This is a genomic window from Pseudomonas abietaniphila, from assembly GCF_039697315.1.
Lineage (GTDB): Bacteria > Pseudomonadota > Gammaproteobacteria > Pseudomonadales > Pseudomonadaceae > Aquipseudomonas > Aquipseudomonas abietaniphila_B.
In genome coordinates this window covers 3,466,506-3,491,365 of the sequence record NZ_CP155619.1, presented here as the reverse complement: position 1 = coordinate 3,491,365, position 24,860 = coordinate 3,466,506, and the positions used below count along the sequence as shown (strand labels likewise).

The window sequence follows — 24,860 nt, the reverse complement described above, 5'->3', positions numbered from 1 at the left end:
CCCCGCAGAGACGTGCCTGAGGCCGACCTGCGATGGCGCCGTTGCGCCGTGAGGCCAGCTCGAGCTGTCCATTCCCTGCCATTTTTTTCCGGGACACAGGTTTACGCAGATGAGCAAGACTTCCCTCGACAAGAGCAAGATCAAGTTCCTTCTTCTCGAAGGCGTCCACCAATCCGCAGTCGACGTCCTCAAGGCCGCCGGTTACACCAGCATCGAGTACCACACCAAGTCTCTGCCGGAAGCCGAACTGAAGGAAAAGATTGCCGACGCTCATTTCATCGGTATCCGCTCTCGCACCCAACTGACCGAAGAAATGTTCGACTGCGCCAAGAAACTGGTCGCAGTGGGCTGCTTCTGCATCGGTACCAACCAGGTTGACCTGAACGCCGCTCGCGAGCGTGGTATCGCCGTCTTCAACGCCCCGTACTCCAACACCCGTTCGGTGGCGGAACTGGTTCTGGCCGAGGCGATTCTGCTGCTGCGCGGCATCCCGGAAAAGAACGCTTCCTGCCACCGTGGTGGCTGGATCAAAAGCGCTGCCAACTCGTTCGAAATCCGTGGCAAGAAACTGGGCATCATCGGCTACGGCTCGATCGGTACTCAACTGTCGGTTCTGGCAGAAAGCCTGGGCATGCAGGTGTTCTTCTTCGACCCGCTGACCAAGCTGCCGCTGGGCAACGCAACCCAGGTCGCCAGCCTGACCGAATTGCTGGGGCTGGCCGACATCGTTTCGCTGCACGTGCCTGAGCTGCCGTCCACGCAAATGATGATTGGCGAGAAAGAAATCCGCGCCATGAAGAAAGGCGCGATCCTGATCAACGCCGCGCGCGGCACCGTGGTGGATCTCGACGCCCTGGCCAGCGCGATCAAGGACCAGCACCTGATCGGCGCGGCCATCGACGTGTTCCCGGTCGAGCCTCGCTCCAACGATGACATCTTCGAAAGCCCGCTGCGTGGCCTGGATAACGTGATCCTGACCCCGCACATCGGTGGTTCCACCGCCGAAGCACAGGCCAACATCGGTCTGGAAGTGGCCGAGAAGCTGGTCAAGTACAGCGACAACGGTACGTCGGTGTCCTCGGTCAACTTCCCTGAAGTGGCCCTGCCGGCTCACCCGGGCAAGCACCGCCTGCTGCACATCCACGAAAACATTCCGGGCGTGCTCAGCGAGATCAACAAAGTGTTCGCGGAAAACGGCATCAACATCTCCGGTCAGTTCCTGCAGACCAACGAGAAAGTCGGTTACGTGGTCATCGACGTCGACGCCGAATACTCGGACCTGGCGCAAGAGAAGCTGCAGCACATCAAAGGCACCATCCGCAGCCGCGTTCTGTTCTAAGCCGCTTTTTCAGGGCCATGAAAAAGGAGACCTTCGGGTCTCCTTTTTTTGTGCTTGCCAGTAATGCGATACACCTGACTGGCACACCTTCTGTGGGAGCGAATTCATTCGCGATCAAGCCAGTGCATCCGATACAGGTTTATTGCCTGAAACTTAGCATCGCGAATAAATTCGCTCCCACAGAGACGGCGTCACCCACGTGGACCAATGCGTCACTTCACCGTAATCGTGATCTTCTGCGACTCGACCACCGGGTTCAACGGCACGTGGCTCTTGTCGCCCACCAGCAGCTGCAAGGTGTGCTGGCCTGGGGTGAGGTTCAGTTCGGTTTCAGTCTGGCCTTTGCCGAAGTGACGAATATTGTCGGTCGTCGGCAAGGGCGCGTTCATGTCCGGCTGATCCTTCACGTCGATCAACAGGTGATGGTGCCCCGTATCCGGTACGTCAACACCCGCGGGGGCAACGCCCATCCCCTTGAGGCCGAACTGGACTTTGAACGCGCCGTTGACGACAGCGCCGTCCTTGGGCGAGATGATGTAAACCTCCGCGCCAGCGGGCGATGGGGTGCGAGGCACATCGGCGGCCTGGACCAGAAAGGTCGAGCCAAGGAGCAGGCCAGTCAGGGCAGTTCTTGCGAATAGGGTCTTCATGATCTCTCCGGTTCTTGATTTTATGAACGCTGCTTCGGACCGCGAGCTTAAAGGGCCGGTCCACGCGCCTCTGTTAAACGCTCTAGCATGGCGTTTACCTTAGTCTGGCTTGAGACCGATATGTGCAGCCAACCGGATTTATGTAGAAAATTTCATATTTTTGCGGACACCGCACTCAATGACGACTGTCACTCTGTGAAAGCGAATTCATTCGCGAGAGGCCCACACAGCTGACGCATCACGGTCGTCAATCAGATTTTTCGCGAATGAATTCGCTCCCACAGCAAAGCGGATCACTGCCATGAGAATGAGTTGGCAGCCTTATGCCCGCTCAAAGCTCAAACGGCTCATTGCCCCGTCGGCGGAACCAGCCAGTAAGCGACAGGCGCTCCCGGGTAGAAGGCAAGACTTCGTGCGGCATGTCACCGGAGAGAAACACCACCAGACATCCGCCGGTGGGTTGCACGTCATACTCGGTGCCGTCCTTGAGGAACATGCGCAGTTGGCCGCCATGCTCCGGCAGCCACGCGTCGTTGAGGTAGATCACCGCCGACACCATGCGCTTGTCGTCGTCGCGGAACCGGTCGACGTGCTTGCGATAGAAAGCGCCCGGCGGGTAGAGCGCGAAATGGCTCTCGTAATCCTCAAGCCCCAGGAACAGCCCGCGATTGAGCGCCTGGCGCAAGCTGTCCATCAGTTCCAGATAACGGTCACAGGACTCGGCCTGTCCCGGTTCCAGCCACTGAATGTGATCACCCCGAATTCCCTCACGCACTTCCTGCGCAGGGCCGCGCCCGACGGCTGCAGGCGCCAGTTCACCCTCGGCTGCCCGCTGGCGACACTCAAGCGCCAGCTCACGGGTGAGGCTGTCCGGCAGAAAAATATTCTGCTGCGACCAGCCGCGCTCGGCCAGGTCGTCGACGATTCGTAACAGCAGTGGGTGATCAGGGGATATGCGCATGGCGCGCATAGTATCCATACGCCGATCAATCCAACAGAGCTCGTGGTCCGCCAATCGAGGAATATTTTTTCAGGTTTAAAAACCCTTGGCCGATTTACACGCAAACGGGCCGAACACATCGGTTTTCTTGGGGTCTGGCAACTGTTAACTCGACAAATCCCCGCCGCCCCGCCGAGAATAGCGGCCTGCCGACAGGAGTCTCTAATGCGCCGTCTGTTTTTCCTGATGTTGATGTTCTGCACCATGCCCGCCTGGGCAGACGGCCACGACCAGCTGTACAAGGTCGCCGGCTGGCCAGAACAACGCGCGCATTTCAACGACGCCCTCAAAGCTGCACAACAGCGCTACAAGAACAGCCTGCCGCCTGCCGTGTTCGACGCATTGGTGAATAACAGCAACCAACGCTTCGCGCCGCAGGCCATGGACCAGCGTGCCGAACAGAAACTGCGTCAGACGCTTCAAGATCCCAACCCTGCGCTGCAATTCTTCCAGTCACCGCTGGGCCGCAAGATCGTCAATGCTGAACTCACCGCCACGCGCCCCGATCAACTGGCCAAGAACGCCCAGGGCCTGCCGAAAATGCAGGCCACTGACAACCGTCTGCTGATCATTGGTCATCTGGTCAACGCGCTACCTGCCAAAGAGGCGGGCGCAGAAGTGAGTCTGGCCATCGCTGGCGTGGCCGCCGACAGCCTGAGTTCGATGATTCCGGGGCTGATGGGTGGAGGAACAACGCAAGCCATGCTCGACGGCCAGCGCCAACGCCTGATGGCGCAGATCAGCAACGACATGAGCAACACGCTGCTATATGTCTACCGCGACTTGTCAGACTCGGAGCTGGACGAGTTCTCGACGTTTGCCGAATCCAGCGAAGGCAAGGCCTACTATCAAGCCGCCCTGGCCGCGATTCGCGCAGGGTTGGCGGTCGGGCAGAACGTGAATTAATCACGTTTTAACGCACCACAAACCCTGTAGGAGCGAGCTTGCTCGCGAAGGCGGTATGTCAGGTACATCTGCGGCGACTGACTCTGCGCGATCGCGAGCAAGCTCACTCCTACAGGTAGCGCGCGATGAAGCCTCACATCATCCTTCGCGTCAAAAACTCAAAGAACCGCTCACGTAATTCCGGCAACTCATTGGCCAGGTGATGCCGCGCCTCGTGCAGCATGAAAATCTGCGGGTGATCGAATTTGTCGTTGAGCACCGCAAGATTGTGACTCCAGTCCACGGTCATGTCGGACTCGCCTTGCACGATCAACGGGCTGCGGCGGCTGCGAGGCGCGTTTTCTATGCGCTCGATCCATCTGGCCAGCGCCCCGACCCATGCCGTCGGCAAGCGCCTGGGCTGCAACGGGTCGGCCATCAGAAACGGCAGGAACGCAGGCGCATTGGAGTTCTCGCTGAAGCGCCGGTCGATGCCTTTAACGAACGCCCGCAACAGATAATAACTGACTTTCGACCAGGTCCAGCCCCTTGGCCGTACCAACGGCGCGAGCAGGATCGACTGCCCCTGCGCAGGGCTTTCGTCGCCGTGATTAAGCAAGTGGTCAATGACGATAGCACCGCCCGTGCTCTGTCCGCACAAGTGCCAGGGTTTGGGCAGCTGGAGAATCTCGGCCTCGACGAACAACCGGTCGAGCACCAGCTGATATTCGGCAAAATCGGTAATGCTTGCCCGGCTCCCGCTGGACAGTCCGTGCCCTGGCAGATCACAGGACACCACCGCAAAGCCAAGATCGAGCGCCCATTCGATGACGTGGCGGTACAACCCCATGTGATCGTAGAAGCCATGCACCAACACCAGCGTCGCCACAGGGTTCTCAGGCATCCAGAGTTGGGTGACGATCTCGTAGCCGCCGACCTCGAAACGACCGAGACGGCTGTTCACCTGACCGTCACGACCGAGCCCGACCAGGTTGTAGAAACGCTGGTAAGCCTGTCCTTCATCGGAAATCGTCTGCCGGGCACTCAACGGTTGCAGGCTGGCCCTCAGGTGATCGGGGTCGAACGAGTTGGACATCGGTAATCCATCAGCCAAACAGGAAATAAAAAGTGACCACTGCCCGTGAGTTTCTTCTGTCCACTCAGGCGTGGCAAGCTACGTCACCCAAATCGAAGCCCGCCCATGAACGTCCACCCACACACTCGACGTCGCACTGCATTCATTGCACTGACCACTGTCATCTGCGCGGCGGCGTTATGGACGGGCTATGAATGGTTTGAGGGCCGATACATCCGTGCGTTCAGTGATCAGACGGCGTTGTTTGCCGGCGATGTTCTGAGCCTGCCGCCAGCGCTGGCCGGACCGGGACGTATCCGGGTTGTGCATTTCTGGGACCCGGCGTGCCCCTGCAACGTCGGCAATCAGGAGCATTTGAGCCAGCTCGTGGAGCATTTCGCGGGCGCCAACGGCGTGGACTTCTATGCGGTCCAGAAACCAGGGACTCATGGACAACTGCCGTCTACCTTGAGCGCCATCAAACCCCTTGCCAGCCTGCCGGGTGCCGAGCGGGTCACCTCAAGCCCTGCGGTCGCGATCTGGGACCGCCAGGGCAAACTTGCGTATTTCGGGCCTTACAGCGAAGGGCTGGTCTGCAACTCACAAAACAGCTTTATCGAGCCGATTCTCTTGGCGCTCAAAGCCGATCGCACGGTCAGCGCCACGCACACAATGGCGGTCGGCTGCTATTGCCCTTGGCAGCCCGCTGACTGACACAGCGAGGTGCCTCCCGCCATCGGGATCAATGCGTGTCTTTGTAGTCGATCACGTACGGCAGTTTCTCACTCGCGGTCTTGGTCAACGCCTTGCGCTTCACCGATTTGAAACCACCCAGCTGTTTCGCCGTCAGACCGCCACCGATGGTCTTGCTCAACGGCGGCTTGACCATCAGATCACTCGCTGCCTGCAACGCCTGGTGATAACCGCTGCGCTCGCTGAGGTTGAAGTCGGCCAGCTTGAGCCGATCACGCAGCCAGTCAGCCCAATAAAACTCCAGAAATTCCGGGGACACATCGCCAGCCTTGGGTTTGTCATAGGCGGCGCCACGGACGAAATAGACGATGCTGCGCAGGATGTCGTTCTGCATCGACTTCAAGCCAAGCTGCGCGGGCAATTGATCGGGTGAAAGCGACTGGCCGTTGCCGTCCTTGAGCCAGACCTTATGGGCCTTTTCCATGCGTTTCCAGAATGTCGCCATGTCGGCGCTGTCGCTGAAAACATCTGTGATGCGCACCTTCATCTTCATCTGCGCCCCCGCGCCGGGCTGCTCCCACAGCGTGGTGAAGGTGTGATGACCATCCGTGAGATAGAACTGGCCACCGGGACCGACCACCACGGTTTTCATCTCTTCGGGATGGGCGTTGGGTTCGTCCTTGCAGGTGAAGCTGTCAGGCTTCAGTGGGTCGGCACTTTCACCGACGGTTTTCGCTTCATCCTGACCGTTGCTTTCGCAGATCTCATCGAACAGTTTCTGGCGATCCTTGGCGAAGCGCTCGAGCTTGTAATACACCTGATCGAACCCGATCACCGCCTGCGTGGGGTGAACCTGATCAAGGGTGACTTCGATGACATCGCCCGGCTTGGGGCCAGTGAAAGCAATTGCGTGAGCAGAAAGCAGCGCCAACAAAAGCGTCAGGGCGCAAGATTGAATTCGCATGGATAAAGCCCTTTGGTGGCGTAGGCAGGAGCTTAACGCAATACGATCTGATACGAGTCGCCAACCTGTAGGAGCGCGCTTGCCCGCGAATGGGGCGTCACGGCTTATCAGGGAACCCGCGTTATCGTTCAGCGCGGGCGCTCCTGCACAATCGGGTGTCATCGCCGCCTACCCAGCGTCGCGCCGATTCTGTAGCCTGCGAAACCTTCTCAATCACCTTTGAGCCTTCTGGATGAAACGCAGCCTTTCCGTCATCGCTTTGCTGATCGTCCTGATCGCTGGCGGCGGTGCCTGGTATATCCACAGCAAACAGCCGGTGCGCACCGGCGAGTTGGCGTTGAACAGTCTCAAGGCGCCGGTCAGTGTGCGTTACGACGAGCGTGGCGTACCGCACATCAAGGCCGAAAATCAGGACGACCTGTACCGCGCGCTGGGTTATGTGCACGCGCAGGATCGCCTGTTCCAGATGGAAATCCTGCGCAGGCTCGCCCGTGGCGAACTGGCCGAAATCCTCGGGCCGAAGCTAGTGAACACTGACAAGCTGTTCCGCAGTCTGCGTATTCGCGAGCATGCCGACAAGTACGTGGCCCGGCAGGACAAGAACACGCCTGCCTGGAAGGCCCTGCAAGCCTATCTCGATGGCGTGAACCAGTTTCAGGCGACTCACCCCAGGCCCGTCGAGTTCGACGTCCTGGGCATCGACAAGCGCCCCTTCACCGCAGAAGACACCCTGAGCATCGGCGGCTATCTGGCTTACAGCTTTGCGGCGGCGTTTCGTACCGAACCGCTGCTGACGTATGTACGCGATCAGCTCGGGGCGGATTACCTGAAGGTCTTCGATCTCGACTGGCAGCCCCATGGCGCGCTGGGCCAAGGGCCTGCACTGAGCAACAAGGACTGGAAACGCCTGAGCGATCTGGCCTTGCTCAGCCAGCAAGCGCTGGAGGATGCAGGCCTGCCGCAATTCGAAGGCAGCAATGCCTGGGCAGTGTCAGGCAGTCGCACGCAGAGCGGCAAGCCGTTGCTGGCGGGCGATCCGCACATTCGCTTCTCGGTGCCCGCGGTGTGGTACGAAGCGCAACTCTCTGCTCCCGACTTCGAGTTGTACGGCCACTTTCAGGCGCTCAATCCGTTCGCCCTCCTCGGCCACAACATGGATTTCGGCTGGAGCCTGACCATGTTCCAGAACGACGACGTCGACCTGATTGCCGAGAAGGTCAACCCCGAGAACCCCAATCAGGTCTGGTACCACGGCGCCTGGGCAGACATGACCTCGCGGCCCGAACTGATCAAGGTCAAAGGCGAATCGCCGATCACCTTCATGCTGCGCCAGTCGCCCCACGGCCCGATCGTCAATGACGTGCTGAACGCCAGCGGTATTCAGGAGCACGCCGACACGCCGGTCGCCATGTGGTGGTCGTTCCTTGAATCCGAGAACCCGATCCTCCAAGGCTTCTACGAGGCCAACCGTGCCGACACGCTGGACAAGATGCGCAGCGCCGCCGAGAAGATCCAGTCACCGGGCTTGAACGTGGTCTACGCCAACGCCAAAGGCGATATCGGCTGGTGGGCGGCCGCGCAGTTGCCCAAGCGGCCGGCAGGCGTTAACCCGACCTTCCTTCTCGACGGCAGCACCGATCAGGCCGACAAGGAAGGTTTCTATCCGTTCAGCGCCAACCCTCAGGAAGAAAACCCGGCGCGGGGTTATATCGTGTCGGCCAACTTCCAGCCCGTTTCGCCAACGGGGATGGAAATTCCGGGCTACTACAACCTCGCCGAACGCGGTCGCCAGTTGAACAAGCAGCTGAGCGACCCGTCGGTGAAGTGGAACCTGGAAAACAGCCAGGCGCTGCAATTGGGCACCCGAACCGACTATGCCGCGCAAATTCTCAAGCCATTGATGCCGGTACTGCGTCGGGTGATCAGCGATCCGGAAGAACACGATCTGATCGAACGTCTGGCCGTCTGGAAAGGCGATTACTCGGTCGATTCCGTGGGCGCGACGCTGTTCAACCAGTTCCTCTACAACCTCAGCGACCAGACCTTTCGGGATGAGCTGGGCGACGGGTTGTTCGCGACCCTGCTCTCGACACGCGTGATCGACATGGCGCTGCCAAAACTGGCCGCCGATGCCAAGTCACCCTGGTGGAACAATCGCAACTCGCCCGCCCCGGAAAGCCGCGACAACACCGTGAAAGTTGCGTGGCATGCCGCGGTGTCCCATTTGAAGTCGCTCTATGGGCTGAACGCAGACGAGTGGACTTGGGGCAAGGCGCACACGCTGACGCACGAACATCCACTGGGCCGCCAGCCGCCGCTGGACATGCTGTTCAACGTCGGCCCATTTGCCGCGCCCGGCACCCATGAAGTGCCAAATAACCTGTCCGCCAGCATCACCACCGCTCCTTGGCCTGTGACCTATGGCCCGTCCACCCGCCGCCTGATCGACTTCGCCGACCCGGCCCATGCGTTGGGGATCAACCCGGTTGGGCAAAGCGGCGTGTTGTTCGACAAGCACTATTCGGATCAGGCACAGCGCTACATCACCAGCCAGTACGTGCCGGAGCGGTTCAGTGAGGGGGATGTGGCGGAGAACAGCAAAGAGGTGTTGCGGTTGGTGCCGAGTCACTGACGACATCGATCATATGTAGGAGTGTGGCTTGTCCCACGATCGGCGGGGAACCCGTCGCAAATCCGGTACACACGGGCCATCTGGCAGAACTCATTCATAGGGTTTGCTGCCGGTCCCCGGCAGATCGCGGGACAAGCCACGCTCCTAAAAGATTCGCCATCAGTTTTTTGATCGTTCCCACGCTCCGCGTGGTAACGCCGTCCAGGACGCTCCGCGTCTAGTCTTCAACGACGCAGAGCGTCAGCGGATGCATTCCCACGCGGAGCGTGGGAACGATCAGGTCGTGCGGCTGGATCAGATCAAACCGTCTCAACCACCGGAGCACGACGGATGTCCGGCTGTTTCCAGCCATCCGCCGCCGCTTCTTCGATGGCTTGCTGAATCGCTTTCTTGCGCTTCTCTTCTGCACGACGGCTGAAGAACCACACCAGGAAGGTCGCGATCGACACCGCCAGCAGAATCAGGCTGGCAATGGCGTTGATCTCAGGCTTCACACCCAGACGCACGGCCGAGAACACTTCCATCGGCAAGGTGGTCGAGCCAGGGCCCGACACGAAGCTCGCCAACACCAGGTCATCCAGCGACAGCGCGAAGGACATCATCGCGCCCGCGGCCAGCGACGGCGCGATCATCGGGATGGTGATCAGGAAGAACACCTTCCATGGCCGCGCCCCCAGATCCATCGCCGCTTCCTCGATGGACATGTCGAGCTCACGCAGACGGGCCGACACCACCACCGCCACATACGCCGCACAGAACGTCGTGTGGGCGATCCAGATGGTGACAATGCCACGCTCCTGCGGCCAGCCAATCAACTGCGCCATCGCCACGAACAACAGCAACAGCGACAGACCGGTGATGACCTCAGGCATGACCAACGGCGCGGTCACCAGACCGCCGAAGAACGTACGGCCTTTGAAGCGCGTCACGCGGGTCAGCACGAACGCCGCCATGGTGCCGAGGGCAACCGCCGCGACCGAGGTGTAGCAGGCGATTTCCAGCGAGCGCGCCACGGAGGCCATGAGTTGGGTGTTGTCGAGCAAGCCGACGTACCACTTCACCGACCAGCCACCCCAGACCGTCACCAGCTTGGAGGCGTTGAACGAGTAGATCACCAGGATGACCATGGGCGCGTAGATGAAAACCAGGCCCAGTACCAACATCAGGTTCGAGAATCGGAAGCCTCTCATGCTTTGCCCTCCAGTTCTTTGGCCTGGCTACGGTTGAACAGAATGATCGGCACGATGAGGATCAACAGCATCACCACCGCCAGCGAAGACGCCACCGGCCAGTCGCGGTTATTGAAGAACTCTTGCCACAAGACTTTACCGATCATTAGCGTCTCGGGGCCGCCCAGCAATTCAGGGATGACGAACTCGCCCACCACCGGAATGAACACCAGCATGCAGCCGGCGATGATGCCGTTTTTCGACAGCGGCACGGTGATCTTCCAGAAGCTGTTGAAGGTGCTCGAACCGAGGTCCGACGCGGCTTCCAGCAGGCTTTGATCGTGTTTCACCAGGTTGGCGTACAACGGCAGAATCATGAACGGCAGGTACGAGTACACCACGCCGATGTAGACCGCCAGGTTGGTGTTGAGGATCTGCAACGGCTCCTGAATCACGCCCAGCCACATCAGGAACGCATTCAGCAGGCCGTTGTTGCTGAGGATGCCCATCCAGGCATACACGCGGATCAGGATGGCCGTCCAGGTCGGCATCATGATCAGCAGCAACAGCACCGTCTGCATTTCCTTGCGGGCGATGGAGATGCCGTAGGCCATTGGATAGCCGATCAACAGGCACAGCAAGGTGCTGAAGAAGGCCATCTTCAACGAGCCCAGGTACGCCGAAATGTAAAGGTCGTCCCCGGTCAATAACGCGTAGTTGGCGAAGTTGAGCACGATGTCGAGCTTCTGCTCGGCGTACGTGAAGATCTCGGTGTACGGCGGAATCGCGACGTCGGCTTCGGCAAAACTGATCTTGATGACGATCAGAAACGGCAACGCGAAGAACAGAAACAGCCAGAGAAACGGAACCCCGATGACCGCCTGACGGCCATTGGGCGTTATTCGGTTGAGCGCTCGTTTGATTTTTCGAATTTTCATGACCGCAGTACCACGCCGCTGTCGTCTTCCCACCAAACGAACACTTCGTCGTCCCAGGTCGGCCGCGCGCCACGGCGCTCGGCGTTGGCAACGAAGGACTGAACCAGCTTGCCGCAGGCCAGTTGCACGTAGAACACCGAGTGACCGCCCAGATAAGCGATGTCATGAACCTTGCCGCGCGACCAGTTGTATTCGTAGCCCGGCTGCTCGGTGGTGATCAGCAGTTTTTCCGGGCGAATGGCGTAAGTGATGTGTTTGTCTTCCACCGAGGTACTGACCCCGTGGCCGACGTAGATATTGCGCTCGAGCTCAGGGCTGCGAATCAGCGCGTGACCTTCCATGTCCTCGATGACTTCACCGTCGAACAGGTTGACGTTGCCGATGAACTCACAGACGAGACGGCTGGTAGGGGTCTCGTAAATGTCGACCGGGCTGCCGATCTGGGCGATCCAGCCCAAGTGCATGATCGCGATACGCTGGGCCATGGTCATGGCCTCCTCCTGGTCGTGAGTCACCATCACGCACGTCACGCCGACGCGCTCGATGATCTCGACCAGTTCCAGTTGCATCTGTGAACGCAGCTTCTTGTCCAGCGCGCCCATCGGTTCGTCGAGCAGCAGCAGCTTCGGTTTTTTGGCCAGCGAACGTGCCAGCGCCACACGCTGACGCTGACCGCCAGAGAGTTGATGCGGTTTGCGCTTGGCGTACTGGGTCATCTGTACCAGCTTGAGCATCTCGGCTACACGAGCCTCGACCTCGGCCTTGGGCAGCTTGTCCTGCTGCAGACCGAAGGCGATGTTCTGCGCCACGGTCATGTGCGGAAAGAGCGCGTAGGACTGGAACATCATGTTGATCGGACGTTCGTACGGCGGCATGTCGGTGATGTCCACGCCGTCGAGGAAGATGCGGCCCTCGGTCGGTCGCTCGAAACCGGCCAGCATGCGCAGGAGCGTGGACTTCCCTGAACCAGAACCGCCAAGCAGGGCGAAGATTTCGCCCTTGTTGATCTGCAGAGACACATCGTCCACAGCAACCGTCTCATCGAACTTTTTCGTGACCCGATCGATTTTGACCAGCACCTGTTTAGGTTGCTGACCACCCTCAAGGGCTTTTTTGTAGGCGCCGGAGGCAACTGCCATGGGTGAAACTCCCAACTGTTCTTGCACCCGGCCAATATGGCCGGGCGCCAGGTCTTTATTTACCGGATTTGATCTTGGTCCAGCTGCGCGTCATCACACGCTGAATTTTCGGCGGTAGCTCGGAGTTGACGTACAGGCGCGCCTGCACTTCTTTCGAGGGATACACCGAGTCGTCGTTGCGAATGTCCTGATCCATCAGCTCGCCCGAAGCCGGGTTCGGGTTGGCGTAACCCACCTGGTCACTGACCTTGGCGATCACTTCAGGCTTGAGGATGTAGTTGATGAAGGCGTGGGCCGCTTTGACGTCTGGCGCATCGGCCGGAATCGCCAGCATGTCGAACCACAGGTTGCCGCCCTCTTTCGGAATCGAATACGCGATGTTCACGCCCTTGCCCGCCTCTTCGGCGCGCGCTTTGGCCTGGAACACGTCACCCGAGAAACCGGCTGCGATACAGATGTCGCCGTTGGCGAGGTCCGTGATGTATTTCGAGGAGTTGAAGTAGGTGACGTACGGACGGACTTTCAGCAGCTTGTCTTCGGCCTTCTTGTAGTCTTTCTCATCGGTGCTGTTGGGGTTCAGGCCCATGTAATTCAGCACGGCCGGCATCATTTCATCCGCCGAGTCGAGGAAGGCGACACCGCACTTCTTCAGCTTCTTGATGTTCTCCGGCTCGAACAGCACCGCCCAGGAATCAATGGTATCGACGCCCAGCACTTCCTTGATCTTGTCGACGTTGTAGCCGATGCCGTTAGTGCCCCACAGATAAGGGACGGCGTACTGATTGCCCGGATCGTTCTTTTCCAGGCGCTTCATCAGCTCGGGGTCGAGGTTGGAGTAATTGGGGAGTTGCGACTTGTCGAGCTTCTGAAACGCACCGGCCTTGATCTGCTTGCCGAGGAAGTGGTTGGACGGCACGACCACGTCATAGCCGGTGTGCCCGGCCAGCAGCTTGCCTTCCAGGGTTTCGTTGGAATCGAACACGTCGTATTTGGTCTTGATCCCCGTGCTGGATTCGAAATCCGCCAGGGTCGTGGTGCCGATGTAATCGGACCAGTTATAAATGCGGACGGTGGACTCCGCGTAAGCGCCGACGGCGAGCGTCAGGCCGGCTCCCAGTAGCAAGCCTTTGGAAAATAAAGAAATAGACACGTTTGCAGTCCTTTTTTAGTAGGTGGGCCTGTTGGCCGTGCCGACGACAGTAACGACTGCCTGTGACAAATCCGGCGCGCAACTTACCTTCGATAAACCCTGCTCGCAAAAAAACTTTCGTTATGGCTGTCCCGACTTGGGACCTGTAGGAGTGAGCTTGCTCGCGAAAGCGGTGTGTCAATGACGCATCCGGTTCAGGCAGACCGCAATCGCGAGCCAGCTCACTCCTACACAGCTATGCACGTGCCGCTGATAAGGCGGCACGGTTTGACCAGGCTTATTTGCCCGATTTGATGTTGGTCCAGGCGCGAGTCATTTCACGCTGGGTAGCTGCCGGCAAGTCGGCGATTGCGTACAGCTTGGCCAGAACATCGGCTGGCGGGTAAACGCCTGGGTCAGAGGTGATGTCCTTGTCGACGAACTCGGTCGCCGCCGCGTTACCGTTCGGGAAGTGAACGGCGTTGGTGATTTCGGCCATGACTTTAGGCTGCAGCAGGAAGTTCATGAACTTGTAGGCGCCTTCGACGTTTTCGGCGTCTTTAGGAATGGCGACCATGTCATAGAAGCTACCAGCACCTTCTTTCGGAATGTTGTAGCTGACCTTGACCTTGCCGCCGGCTTCTTCAGCGCGCGCCTTGGCCTGGTAGATGTCACCCGAGTAACCCACGGCGACGCAGATGTTGCCGTTGGCCAGGTCTGAGATGTACTTGGACGAGTGGAAGTAGGTGACCGAAGGACGAATTTTCAGGAACAGATCCTGAGCCTTCTTGATGTCTTCTTTCTTCTGGCTGTCTGTTGGCAGACCCAGGTAGTGCAGCGCAACAGGCAGCATTTCGGTCGGCGAATCCAGGAAGCTCACACCGCAGCCTTTCAGCTTGGCGATGTTTTCAGGCTTGAACAGCAGGTCCCAGGAATTGACCGGCGCATCGGCGCCCAGTGCAGCCTTGACCTTGTCCGGGTTGAAGCCGATACCGATCGAACCCCACATGTACGGGAAGGCGTGCTTGTTGTCCGGGTCGCTGACCGAGACGGCCTTGAGCAGCTTCTCGTTCAGGTTTTTGTAGTTGGACAGCTTGGACTTGTCCAGCTCCTGATACACACCGGCCTTGATTTGTTTGGCCAGGAAGTTGTTCGATGGAACGACGATGTCGTAACCGGACTTGCCGGCCAGCAATTTGGCTTCCAGGGTCTCGTTGCTGTCGAAGACGTCATACACCACTTTGATGCCCGATTCCTTTTCGAAATCGGCAATGGTGTTCGGCGCGATGTAATCGGACCAGTTGTAGACATGCAGAACTTTGTCATCGGCGTGTGCCGCAGCGGACACCACGCCCATCAAGGACAACGCGAGGAGGGTTTTGCCAAATTTCTTCATTCGTACAGCTCCAATGTTTTATGTTAGCGGCGACTAAAACAACCGTTAGTCTGGCAATTTCCTGAGCGGGCTTACAAGCAGACCGGCCTGCCTTATTGCATAACTTTCAAAGATTTCATCTGCACACCAACAACCTCACCATTCTGTGGGAGTGAGCTTGCTCACGACTGCGGTCTGCCTGTGCCGGATACAGTGACTGACACTCCGCTTTCATGAGCAAGCTCACTCCCACATCCGCCCTCAGCTTTGAAGTGCCTCAAGGGTCAGGTCCAGGCATTTGCGTGCTTTTTCCACCAACTCATCGATCTCGGCGAAGCTGATCACCAACGGCGGCGAAATGATCATCGTGTCACCCACCGCTCGCATGATCAGTCCGTTATTGAAGCAGAACGTTCGGCAAATCATGCCCACGCCTCGACCGACATAACGCTCGCGAGTGGCTTTGTCTTTCACAAGCTCGATGGCGCCCAGCAAGCCGACGCCACGAACCTCACCCACCAACGGATGATCGCTCAACTCACGCAAACGCTTTTGCAAGTATGGTGCCGTTTCCGATTTCACACGCTCGACAATCTTTTCATCCCGCAGGATGCGGATGTTTTCCAGACCGACCGCTGCCGCCACCGGATGACCCGAATAGGTAAAGCCGTGGTTGAAATCGCCGCCTTCGTTCAGCACCCTCACCACTTCATCGCGCACAATCACGCCGCCCATGGGGATGTAGCCCGAGGTCAGGCCCTTTGCGATCGTCATCAGGTCAGGCTTGAGGTCGTAGAAATCGCTACCGAACCACTCACCGGTGCGACCAAAGCCACAAATCACCTCATCGGCGACGAACAGGATGTCGTATTTGGCGAGGATCTCTTTGATCTTCGGCCAGTAGGTGTCAGGCGGAACGATCACACCGCCCGCGCCCTGGATCGGCTCGGCGATGAACGCGCCGACGTTGTCTTCGCCAACTTCGAGAATTTTCTTTTCCAGCTGTTCGGCCGCCCAGACGCCGAACGCGTCCGGGGTCATGTCACCGCCTTCACCAAACCAGTAAGGCTGCGGGATGTGGACGATGCCCGGGATCGGCAGGTCGCCCTGTTCATGCATGTACGTCATGCCGCCCAGGCTCGCGCCCGCCACGGTGGAGCCGTGGTAGCCGTTGATGCGGCTGATGATGACCTTCTTGTTCGGCTTGCCCTTGACCGCCCAGTAGTGACGGACCATGCGCAGTACGGTGTCGTTGCCTTCGGAACCGGAACCGGTGAAAAACACGTGATTCATGCCTTCAGGGGCGACGTCGGAAATCGCCTTGGCCAGGTTCAATGCAGGCGGGTGAGCGGTCTGGAAGAACAGGTTGTAATAAGGCAGTTCGCGCATCTGCTTGCTGGCGGCATCGGCCAGCTCGTCACGGCCATAGCCGATGGCCACGCACCACAGGCCGGCCATGCCGTCGAGGATCTTGTTGCCTTCGCTGTCCCACAGATAAACGCCCTTGGCGTTGGTGATGATGCGCGGGCCTTTCTCTTTGAGCTGCTTGAAGTCGCTGAACGGCGCCAGGTGATGATCGCTGCTGAGCGCTTGCCATTCGCGGGTTTGCGGGTTGTTGGAACTCATGAAACCACTCCATTGACGGGTATCGCGTGTCAGGCGCCACGGGCCTCGCAAGGCCCGCGTGGCGCCTGGATCTTCAGACGGCGAAGAGCAGGAATTCCCGCTCCCACGAGCTGATCACACGCTTGAAGTTTTCGTGCTCGGCGCGCTTGACCGCGACGTAGCCGGTGATGAATTTCTGCCCGAGGTACTTCTCGATGGTCTTGCTGTTTTCCATCCGCTCCAGCGCATCTTCGATGGTCAACGGCAGGCGCAGGTTGCGACGCTCATAACCCCGGCCCACCACAGGTGCGCTCGGATTGAGGCCTTCGACCATGCCGATGAAACCGCACAGCAGGCTCGCGGCAATCGCCAGATACGGGTTGGCATCGGCGCCCGGCAGACGGTTTTCCACACGACGGTTCTGCGGGCCGGCATCCGGTACGCGCAGGCCGACGGTGCGGTTTTCTTCGCCCCACTCCACGTTCACCGGTGCCGAGGTGTCCGGCAGAAAGCGGCGGAACGAGTTGACGTTAGGCGCAAACAGCGGCAACAGCTCGGGGATCAGCTTCTGCAGGCCACCTATGTGATGCAGAAAAAGCTGACTCATGGTGCCGTCATCGTTGGAGAAGATGTTCTTGCCGGTCTCGATGTCGATGATGCTCTGGTGCAAGTGCATGGCGCTGCCGGGCTCACCGGTCATGGGCTTGGCCATGAAGGTCGCTGCCACGTTGTGCTTGAGTGCGGCTTCGCGCATGGTGCGCTTGAACACCAGGATCTGATCGGCCAGCGAGAGCGCATCACCGTGACGGAAGTTGATTTCCATCTGCGCGGTGCCGTCTTCGTGGATCAGCGTGTCGAGGTCCAGGTTCTGCAGTTCGCACCAGTCATAGACGTCTTCGAACAACGGGTCGAATTCGTTGGCGGCTTCAATGGAGAAAGACTGACGACCTGTCTCCGGACGGCCTGAACGGCCGACTGGCGGCTGCAATGGATAATCCGGGTCGTCGCTACGCTTGGTGAGGTAGAACTCCATCTCCGGCGCCACGATGGGCTGCCAGCCTTGATCGGCATAGAGCTTGAGCACTTTTTTCAATACGTTGCGCGGCGACAGCTCGATGGGGTTGCCCTGCTTGTCGTAGGTGTCGTGGATCACCTGCGCAGTGGGCTCGATCGCCCAGGGGACCAGATACACCGCGTTCTGGTCAGGACGGCAGAACATATCGATGTCTGCAGGGTCCAGCAACTCATAATAAATGTCGTCTTCGACGTAATCGCCGGTCACGGTCTGGAGCAATACGCTTTCCGGCAAGCGCATGCCCTTCTCGGCAATGAACTTGTTGGTCGGAGAGATCTTGCCGCGCGTGATACCGGTGAGGTCGGAGATCATGCACTCGACTTCGGTGATCCTGTGTTCTTTCAACCAATCGGTGAGCTGGTCGAGGTTGGTACTCATAAATACCTCAGGGGTTTTATTTCCTGGTCGCCATCATGGCGATCAGGCGTTTTTTAACGCTTGTGCGTCGCGTTGTACTGCCCGTTTTCGACAGGCATCGCCAAATGCCTGGAAGATTGAAAGATAGTCGGGGTTTTGCGTGACCTGCCACTCCGGATGCCACTGAACGCCCAGTGCGAACACATTGGCTGTAGCAAAAGGCGCGCCCGCTGGCACCGAGATCGCTTCAATCAGGCCATCCGGAGCAGTCGCTTCGACCCGCAAACCGGGCGCGAGACGCTCAACGCCCTGGCCGTGAATTGAATTGACACGAATTTCCTCGCGCATACCCAGACCTGCCAATACACCGCCCGGCTCGATGTGCATCGGATGGCTGGGAGCGTATTGAATTTCAACGGGTTCGTTGTCTGGCTCACGATGATCCATGAAGATTCCTGTCTCGTGAACCTTCTGATGCAGACTCCCACCAAACGCCACATTCAGCTCCTGAAACCCACGGCAAATGCCCAGCACAGGAACGCCTGCGGCCACAGCGGCACGAATAAGGGGTAAGGTGGTGTGGTCGCGTGCAGGATCATGAGCAGTTCCCGGCGCGCTGGCAGGACCACTATAGTGATAGGGTTCGACGTTGGAAGGAGAACCGGTGAAGAGCAAACCATCGACCGCCGAGAGTATGTCGGCTGGATCGATCAGCTCTGCCAGTGACGGCAGAATCAGCGGCAGGCCCTTGGCAGCGACGGCGACTGCGCGGACGTATTTGTCACCACTGATGTGATAGGCATGCGAGCCGATTTGCTGAGTGCAGGCGGTGACGCCGATCAGCGGAAGGCGAGACATGTGACCCCCGGTATTATTGCTGTTATGGGTTGCGACCGAGCTTAGCGTTGTTCATTTTTTTACACAACAGCCCCGTAAAAAATAAAATACGCCCCGCTCAAGATCGCAGTTCCCAAGACCTCCAACGGCTGAAATCCGCCCTAAAGTGCGGCAAAAACGGCCTCAAGGCGCCGTTTTAGGGCAAAACAGGGCTCTCTTGACTTCATTCGGGCTTTCGGATTGACTGAACCCCGTAATGCTCGATGATTGATATTTTCAACAACAAAGGTGTTGCATCATGTCGGTACCCCCGCGTGCCGTTCAGCTCAACGAAGCGAACGCGTTCCTTAAGGAACATCCTGAGGTTCTATACGTTGACCTTCTGATTGCAGATATGAATGGAGTGGTGCGCGGCAAGCGCATTGAACGCACCAGCCTCCATAAGGTTTACGAAAAAGGCATTAACCTCCCAGCTTCTCTTTTCGCACTGGATATCAATGGCTCGACGGTGGAAAGCACCGGCCTTGGCCTGGACATCGGTGACGCTGACCGAATCTGTTATCCAATCCCCGACACTCTCTGCAACGAACCGTGGCAGAAGCGTCCTACCGCACAACTGCTGATGACCATGCACGAACTGGAAGGCGCGCCGTTCTTCGCCGACCCTCGTGAAGTGCTACGCCAAGTGGTCAGCAAGTTCGACGAGATGGGTCTGACCATCTGCGCTGCCTTCGAACTTGAGTTCTACCTGATCGATCAGGAGAACGTGAACGGCCGTCCACAGCCTCCGCGCTCGCCGATCTCCGGCAAACGCCCGCACTCGACACAGGTCTACCTGATCGACGACCTCGACGAATACGTCGATTGCCTCCAGGACATTCTGGAAGGTGCGAAAGAGCAAGGCATCCCTGCCGACGCGATCGTCAAGGAAAGTGCTCCGGCGCAGTTCGAAGTGAACCTGCACCACACCGCTGACGCGCTGAAAGCCTGCGACTACGCGGTTCTGCTCAAGCGACTGATCAAGAACATCGCCTACGACCATGAGATGGACACCACCTTCATGGCCAAGCCGTATCCAGGCCAGGCGGGTAACGGTCTGCACGTCCACATCTCGATCCTGGATCGCGATGGCAAAAACATCTTCACCAGTGAGGATCCCGAGCAGAACGCCGCATTACGTCATGCGATCGGCGGTGTGCTCGAGACCCTACCGGCGCAGATGGCGTTCCTTTGCCCGAACGTCAACTCGTATCGCCGGTTCGGTGCTCAGTTCTACACACCCAACTCGCCTACCTGGGGGCTGGACAACCGCACAGTGGCGGTCCGTGTCCCTACCGGCACTGCGGACGCCGTGCGTATCGAACACCGGGTGGCCGGTGCAGACGCCAACCCTTACCTGTTGATGGCATCGGTTCTGGCGGGCATCCACCACGGCATGACCAACCAGATCGAGCCGGGACCGCCTGTGGAGGGTAACTCCTACGAGCAGAACGAGCAGAGCCTGCCGAACAACCTGCGTGATGCGTTGCGCGAGTTGGACGACAGCGAAGTCATGGCCAAGTACATCGATCCGAAGTACATCGATATCTTCGTCGCGTGCAAGGAAAGTGAGCTGGAGGAGTTCGAACACTCCATCTCCGACCTTGAATACAACTGGTATCTGCACACGGTTTGACGGTGTGAAATAGCGGTGTGAAATAAAAAGAACGCCCCCAACCGAAAGGCTGGGGGCGTTTTTTATTTTAGACGGCGAGTTCGAATCGTTTTTCGATAGCAGTCTGGCTCGCCGGGCCTGCGAAACATTGTAGGAGCGCGCTTGCCCGCGATGGTGTTGTGTCAGGCATGACGCATCAACGGACATCACGCTATCACGGGCAACCGCGCTCCTACACCGAACATAATCTGCTCAATGATCTCGCGTACAATGCCCGGACTTTCGCCTTCGAGACGCTTAGATGACCCGCCCCGCCACACCCCGCAAACCCCGCGCACGCAGTCAGGCCCGGATCGATTCGATCCTTGAGGCCGCGCGTGCGTTACTGGCGTCGGACGGTGTGGCGAGCCTGTCGATTTACAGTGTGGCCGAGCGCGCGGAAATCCCACCGTCTTCGGTCTATCATTTCTTCGCCAGCGTCCCGGCATTGCTGGAAGGGCTGACCGCCGATGTGCACGCTGCCTTTCGCGAAAGCTTGCAACAGCCGATCGACCACGCCCAACTCAACCACTGGCAAGACCTGTCGCGCCTGGTCGAGGCGCGCATGCTCACGATCTACAGCGAAGACGCCGCCGCTCGCCAGCTGATCCTGGCTCAGCACGGCCTGACAGAAGTCACCCAGGCCGACCGTCAGCACGACGTCGAACTGGGCAATCTCATGCACGCGCTGTTCGCCAAGCACTTCCAGCTGCCGGCCTTGCCGGACGACATCGAAGTCTTCGCCCTCGCCCTCGAACTCGCCGACCGCGTTTATGCACGCTCGGTACAACTGCACAACGCGATCACGCCGCGCATGGCCGAGGAAGGCCAACGGGTCTTCGATGCCTACCTCGGGTTGTATCTGCCGCCCTTCTTGCCCAAGCGCGTGCTTGAGTCCTGACGCAGATTTTCTGTGGGAGCGAATTCATTCGCGACAGGCCGGTACAGCCCTTTCATATCTGAGGCCTGATAAATCCCATCGCGAATACATTCGCCCCCACAAGATCGCGCTTCGGCCCGCCGAGCAGGCTGCCGCGCCAAATCCCACACAGCAAAAAACCCCGAAGGGCTCGCACCCTTCAGGGTTGATCACCACGCATCGATCACAACTTGGCGATCGACACCTCGGTGGATTTCACGAACGCGATGACTTCGCTGCCGACCACCAGCTCAAGTTCTTTAACCGAACGCGTGGTGATCACCGAAGTGACGATGCCGGACGCGGTCTGTACGTCGATTTCGGAAAGCACGTCGCCGGTGACGATTTCCTTGATGGTGCCTTTGAACTGGTTACGAACGTTGATGGCTTTAATAGTCATGATAGGTCTTCCTTTGAGTGATCAGTTCCAGACGCGACATTGCGCCTGGATTCAATTGGCCCAACGCAATTGCGTGGGCAGGGGTGATGTCGGTTCGGGTTCGGGCGGGCTGCCTGGCAGCGACAGCACGCGGTTAAGCACTTCGGTTTCCAGCGTGGCGAGCCGGTGTGAGCCACGTGCACGGGGTCGGGCCAGATCGACCTGCAAATCAAGCCCGATGCGGCCTTCTTCGATCAGCAACACACGGTCAGCAATCGCCACGGCCTCGCAGACATCGTGCGTCACCAACAACACCGTGAAGCCGTGCTTCTGCCAGAGGTTTTCGATCAGTTGCTGCATCTCGATGCGGGTCAAGGCATCAAGCGCGCCTAACGGTTCGTCCAGCAGTAACAGGCGCGGTTGGTGAATCAGCGCACGCGCCAGCGCCACACGTTGTTTCTGGCCGCCCGACAACGACGCGGGCCACTCATTGGCACGCTCGGCCAGACCGACGGCCTCCAGTGCTTCCAGCGCTTTGCCACGCCAGTCTCCGCTGAGACCCAGCCCTACGTTGTCGATGATCTTTTTCCACGGCAGCAGGCGGGCTTCCTGGAACATCAATCGTGTGTCTTCTCGCGCATCGGCCAGCGAAGCCGAGCCGGCGAGTAACTGACCGCTTGAGGGCTGATCAAGGCCTGCGAGCAAGCGCAGCAGGGTACTTTTGCCGCAGCCGCTGCGACCGACCACCGCCACGAACTGCCCGGCCGGAATATGCAGGTCGATGTCTTTGAGGACTTCACGCGAGCCAAAGGTTTTCTTCAGCTTGCGCACTTGCAGGGGAATCCCGCGCAACAGGTTTGCCGGTTGTTGGAGATTGCTCATCGCGCGCCACCTTTTGCCACTTGATACGCAGGGTGCCAACGCAGGCAGACCCGCTCCAGACCCCGCGCAGCGAGGTCAGCCAATTTACCGAGCACGGCGTACAGCACGATTGCCAGCACCACCACATCAGTCTGCAGAAACTCCCTGGCATTCATCGCCAGATAGCCGATGCCGGAGCTGGCGGAGATGGTTTCAGCCACGATCAGCGTCAGCCACATGAAGCCCAGCGCGAAGCGCACACCCACCAGAATCGAAGGCATCGCACCTGGCAAAATGACGTGCCAGAACAGCGCGAAACCCGACAAACCATAACTGCGCGACATCTCCACCAGCGCGGGATCGATGTTGCGAATCCCGTGATAGGTGTTCAGGTAAATCGGGAACAGCGTCCCCAGCGCCACCAGAAAAATCTTGGCGGTTTCATCAATACCGAACCACAAGATGACCAGCGGGATCAGCGCAAGATGCGGCACGTTGCGGATCATCTGCACCGAGCTGTCGAGCAGGCGCTCGCCCCACTTCGACAAGCCTGTGATGAACCCCAGGGCCAGGCCGATGCCACCGCCAATGGCAAAGCCGATGCCGGCACGCCAGCCGCTGATTGCCAGATGGGTCCAGATCTCGCCACTTCGCACAAGCGTCACGCCGGCTTCGATCACGGCACTGGGCGCTGGCAGAATTCGGGTCGACAGCCAACCGGCGCTGACCGCCAGCTGCCAGATCGCAAGCAACAGGACCGGTAGCAGCCAGGGCGCCAGTCTGTGAGTGTATTTTTCCACGCTCATGGAGTTGTCTCCTCTCAAGGCCGAGGCTTACTGCGCTTTCGCAACAGCAGCGGGTGGCGTCCAGATCACATCGGCGATGCTGAGCGGTTTGGGAATCAACTTGAGCTGATAAAACGTGTCGGCGATTTTCTGTTGCGCCGCGACGGTTTCAGGGGTGATGAACAACGCGCCGTAACCTTGTCGTTTGACCGAAGTCCGTGTGATGTCTTCCGGCAGGCCCAGCAACGGAGCGACCTGTTTAGTGACCTCGTCGGGGTTGGCTTTGGACCACTCACCCACGGCGCGAACTTCTTCGACCAGGGCCTGAATCACTTTGGGGTGCTGCTGCGCATAGGGCTTGGTCGCCAGATAGAACTGGTTGTTGTCGACGATGCCTTTGCCATCACGCAGCGTGCGTGCCTGCAACTGTTGTTCGGCGGCTGCCTGGTACGGGTCCCAGATCACCCAGGCATCGACACTGCCGCGCTCGAAGGCGGCACGCGCATCGGCGGGCGGCAGAAAGACGGTCTGGATGTCGGTGTATTTCAAGCCGGCCTCTTCCAGCGCCCTCACCAGCAGGTAGTGAACGTTTGAGCCTTTGTTGAGGACGACCTTCTTGCCTTTCAGGTCTTTGACCGACGTGATCGCCGAGTCCTTGGGTACCAGGATCGCTTCACTGGTCGGCGCCGGTGGCTCGGACGCCACGTAGAGCAGATCAGCGCCAGCGGCCTGAGCAAAAACAGGGGGAGTCTCGCCGGTGACACCGAAGTCGATGGAACCGACATTCAGGCCTTCAAGAAGCTGAGGGCCCCCTGGAAATTCGGTCCATTGCACCTGCACGCCTTGCTCTGCGAGTTTCTTTTCCAGAGACCCTTTGGCCTTGAGCAGCACCAGCGTGCCGTACTTCTGATAACCGATGCGCAAGGTATCGGCTTGAGCTTGTGTTAGGACGCCGAACGACACCGCCGCAGCAAACAGAGCGACCAGGCCTCGACGCAAAATGACAGTGCGCATGGCACGCTCCTTTGCTGTGTAGCTAACAGGTGGCACCTGCTTGTCCGATAGCGGACGAGTAAGGTGTTTAGGGATCCATTGCTGGCGACATATCGCCAGGACGGAGAGACCATAACAGGGGTTTGTTATTCACTAAAATCATATTTATTCATTTGGTTAGCACTGAATTGAATATGAAGCGCCTTACCGAATAGACACACCGCTGCGCGCCTGGCTCACGATCACTCATGCCACCGCAAACGGTTTCCTGTGGGAGTGAGCTTGCTCACGAAGAGGCCGGTACATCCATACCGAGTACAGGGGCTGAACTACCGCCTTCGTGAGCAAGCTCACTCCCACAGGTGCGG

At 58.8% G+C, this 24,860-nt stretch carries 22 protein-coding genes; 6 read left to right on the top strand and 16 right to left on the bottom strand.

What is annotated here, in order from left to right; genetic code table 11:
• Window positions 1-109: 109 nt before the first annotated feature.
• Entirely contained in the window at window positions 110-1,339 is a 1,230-nt protein-coding gene (gene serA / locus ABDX87_RS15610) for a phosphoglycerate dehydrogenase (RefSeq protein WP_346828693.1), read from the top strand.
• Between the two features lie 212 nt (window positions 1,340-1,551).
• On the opposite strand, the gene ABDX87_RS15605 is transcribed toward serA, so the two are convergent.
• Both ABDX87_RS15605 and ABDX87_RS15600 read right to left on the bottom strand, forming a co-directional pair.
• Window positions 1,552-1,989: a DUF4399 domain-containing protein gene (locus ABDX87_RS15605; protein ID WP_346828692.1), complete on the bottom strand. Its 438-nt coding sequence runs from the start codon at window positions 1,987-1,989 to the stop codon at window positions 1,552-1,554.
• A 331-nt stretch (window positions 1,990-2,320) separates the two neighbouring features.
• Window positions 2,321-2,959, bottom strand: coding sequence for a 2OG-Fe(II) oxygenase (locus ABDX87_RS15600; protein ID WP_346833527.1), 639 nt, complete (start codon window positions 2,957-2,959; stop codon window positions 2,321-2,323).
• Between the two features lie 195 nt (window positions 2,960-3,154).
• On the opposite strand from ABDX87_RS15600, the gene ABDX87_RS15595 reads away from it, so the two are divergent.
• A complete protein-coding gene (locus ABDX87_RS15595) occupies window positions 3,155-3,895 on the top strand; it encodes a DUF2059 domain-containing protein (protein WP_346828691.1) in 741 nt (246 codons plus the stop codon).
• Between the two features lie 133 nt (window positions 3,896-4,028).
• Here the strand turns inward: ABDX87_RS15595 and ABDX87_RS15590 are convergent, their stop codons facing one another.
• The gene (locus ABDX87_RS15590) at window positions 4,029-4,970 is read right to left on the bottom strand and encodes an alpha/beta hydrolase (RefSeq protein ID WP_346828690.1); all 942 of its coding nucleotides are present in this window, start codon (window positions 4,968-4,970) and stop codon (window positions 4,029-4,031) included.
• Between the two features lie 105 nt (window positions 4,971-5,075).
• On the opposite strand from ABDX87_RS15590, the gene ABDX87_RS15585 reads away from it, so the two are divergent.
• Window positions 5,076-5,663, top strand: a complete 588-nt coding sequence (locus ABDX87_RS15585) for a DUF6436 domain-containing protein (RefSeq protein ID WP_346828689.1) — start codon at window positions 5,076-5,078, stop codon at window positions 5,661-5,663.
• A 28-nt stretch (window positions 5,664-5,691) separates the two neighbouring features.
• Here ABDX87_RS15585 and ABDX87_RS15580 read toward each other — a convergent pair whose 3' ends face one another.
• Entirely contained in the window at window positions 5,692-6,606 is a 915-nt protein-coding gene (locus ABDX87_RS15580; RefSeq protein ID WP_346828688.1) for a ParB/Srx family N-terminal domain-containing protein, read from the bottom strand.
• A 232-nt stretch (window positions 6,607-6,838) separates the two neighbouring features.
• Between ABDX87_RS15580 and ABDX87_RS15575 the strand changes: the two genes are divergently transcribed.
• On the top strand, window positions 6,839-9,238 hold the full coding sequence (locus ABDX87_RS15575) for a penicillin acylase family protein (protein ID WP_346828687.1): 2,400 nt from the start codon (window positions 6,839-6,841) through the stop codon (window positions 9,236-9,238).
• Between the two features lie 299 nt (window positions 9,239-9,537).
• Here the strand turns inward: ABDX87_RS15575 and ABDX87_RS15570 are convergent, their stop codons facing one another.
• From ABDX87_RS15570 to ABDX87_RS15535, 8 genes are all read right to left on the bottom strand, one after another.
• Window positions 9,538-10,428: an ABC transporter permease subunit gene (locus ABDX87_RS15570; protein ID WP_346828686.1), complete on the bottom strand. Its 891-nt coding sequence runs from the start codon at window positions 10,426-10,428 to the stop codon at window positions 9,538-9,540.
• A complete protein-coding gene (locus tag ABDX87_RS15565) occupies window positions 10,425-11,345 on the bottom strand; it encodes an ABC transporter permease subunit (RefSeq protein ID WP_346828685.1) in 921 nt (306 codons plus the stop codon). The genes ABDX87_RS15570 and ABDX87_RS15565 overlap by 4 nt, the downstream gene beginning before the upstream one ends.
• Entirely contained in the window at window positions 11,342-12,484 is a 1,143-nt protein-coding gene (gene potA / locus ABDX87_RS15560; protein ID WP_346828684.1) for a polyamine ABC transporter ATP-binding protein, read from the bottom strand. The genes ABDX87_RS15565 and potA overlap by 4 nt, the downstream gene beginning before the upstream one ends.
• 55 nt (window positions 12,485-12,539) lie before the next feature.
• Entirely contained in the window at window positions 12,540-13,634 is a 1,095-nt protein-coding gene (locus ABDX87_RS15555; RefSeq protein WP_346828683.1) for a polyamine ABC transporter substrate-binding protein, read from the bottom strand.
• A gap of 277 nt (window positions 13,635-13,911) precedes the next feature.
• A complete protein-coding gene (locus ABDX87_RS15550) occupies window positions 13,912-15,009 on the bottom strand; it encodes a polyamine ABC transporter substrate-binding protein (RefSeq protein WP_074758082.1) in 1,098 nt (365 codons plus the stop codon).
• A gap of 240 nt (window positions 15,010-15,249) precedes the next feature.
• Window positions 15,250-16,614, bottom strand: coding sequence for an aspartate aminotransferase family protein (locus ABDX87_RS15545; protein ID WP_346828682.1), 1,365 nt, complete (start codon window positions 16,612-16,614; stop codon window positions 15,250-15,252).
• 73 nt (window positions 16,615-16,687) lie between these two features.
• Complete coding sequence (locus tag ABDX87_RS15540) at window positions 16,688-18,046, bottom strand: glutamine synthetase family protein (protein ID WP_346828681.1); 1,359 nt, start codon at window positions 18,044-18,046, stop codon at window positions 16,688-16,690.
• 42 nt (window positions 18,047-18,088) lie between these two features.
• The gene (locus tag ABDX87_RS15535) at window positions 18,089-18,883 is read right to left on the bottom strand and encodes a gamma-glutamyl-gamma-aminobutyrate hydrolase family protein (RefSeq protein ID WP_346828680.1); all 795 of its coding nucleotides are present in this window, start codon (window positions 18,881-18,883) and stop codon (window positions 18,089-18,091) included.
• Window positions 18,884-19,160: 277 nt separating this feature from the next.
• Between ABDX87_RS15535 and ABDX87_RS15530 the strand changes: the two genes are divergently transcribed.
• Together ABDX87_RS15530 and ABDX87_RS15525 are read left to right on the top strand one after the other, a co-directional pair.
• Entirely contained in the window at window positions 19,161-20,537 is a 1,377-nt protein-coding gene (locus ABDX87_RS15530) for a glutamine synthetase family protein (protein ID WP_346828679.1), read from the top strand.
• 280 nt (window positions 20,538-20,817) lie between these two features.
• Window positions 20,818-21,456: a TetR/AcrR family transcriptional regulator gene (locus ABDX87_RS15525; protein ID WP_346828678.1), complete on the top strand. Its 639-nt coding sequence runs from the start codon at window positions 20,818-20,820 to the stop codon at window positions 21,454-21,456.
• 202 nt (window positions 21,457-21,658) lie between these two features.
• Here ABDX87_RS15525 and ABDX87_RS15520 read toward each other — a convergent pair whose 3' ends face one another.
• From ABDX87_RS15520 to ABDX87_RS15505, 4 genes are read right to left on the bottom strand one after another with little or no spacing between them, the layout of a single operon-like run.
• Window positions 21,659-21,874 carry a TOBE domain-containing protein gene (locus tag ABDX87_RS15520; RefSeq protein ID WP_062379390.1) on the bottom strand — a complete coding sequence of 72 codons (216 nt, stop codon included), beginning with the start codon at window positions 21,872-21,874 and terminating at the stop codon, window positions 21,659-21,661.
• Window positions 21,875-21,925: 51 nt separating this feature from the next.
• Window positions 21,926-22,735 carry an aliphatic sulfonates ABC transporter ATP-binding protein gene (gene ssuB, locus ABDX87_RS15515; protein ID WP_346828677.1) on the bottom strand — a complete coding sequence of 270 codons (810 nt, stop codon included), beginning with the start codon at window positions 22,733-22,735 and terminating at the stop codon, window positions 21,926-21,928.
• Window positions 22,732-23,520: an aliphatic sulfonate ABC transporter permease SsuC gene (gene ssuC, locus ABDX87_RS15510; protein ID WP_346828676.1), complete on the bottom strand. Its 789-nt coding sequence runs from the start codon at window positions 23,518-23,520 to the stop codon at window positions 22,732-22,734. The genes ssuB and ssuC overlap by 4 nt, the downstream gene beginning before the upstream one ends.
• Before the next feature lie 27 nt (window positions 23,521-23,547).
• Window positions 23,548-24,513 carry a sulfonate ABC transporter substrate-binding protein gene (locus tag ABDX87_RS15505; RefSeq protein ID WP_346828675.1) on the bottom strand — a complete coding sequence of 322 codons (966 nt, stop codon included), beginning with the start codon at window positions 24,511-24,513 and terminating at the stop codon, window positions 23,548-23,550.
• Window positions 24,514-24,860 lie beyond the last annotated feature (347 nt).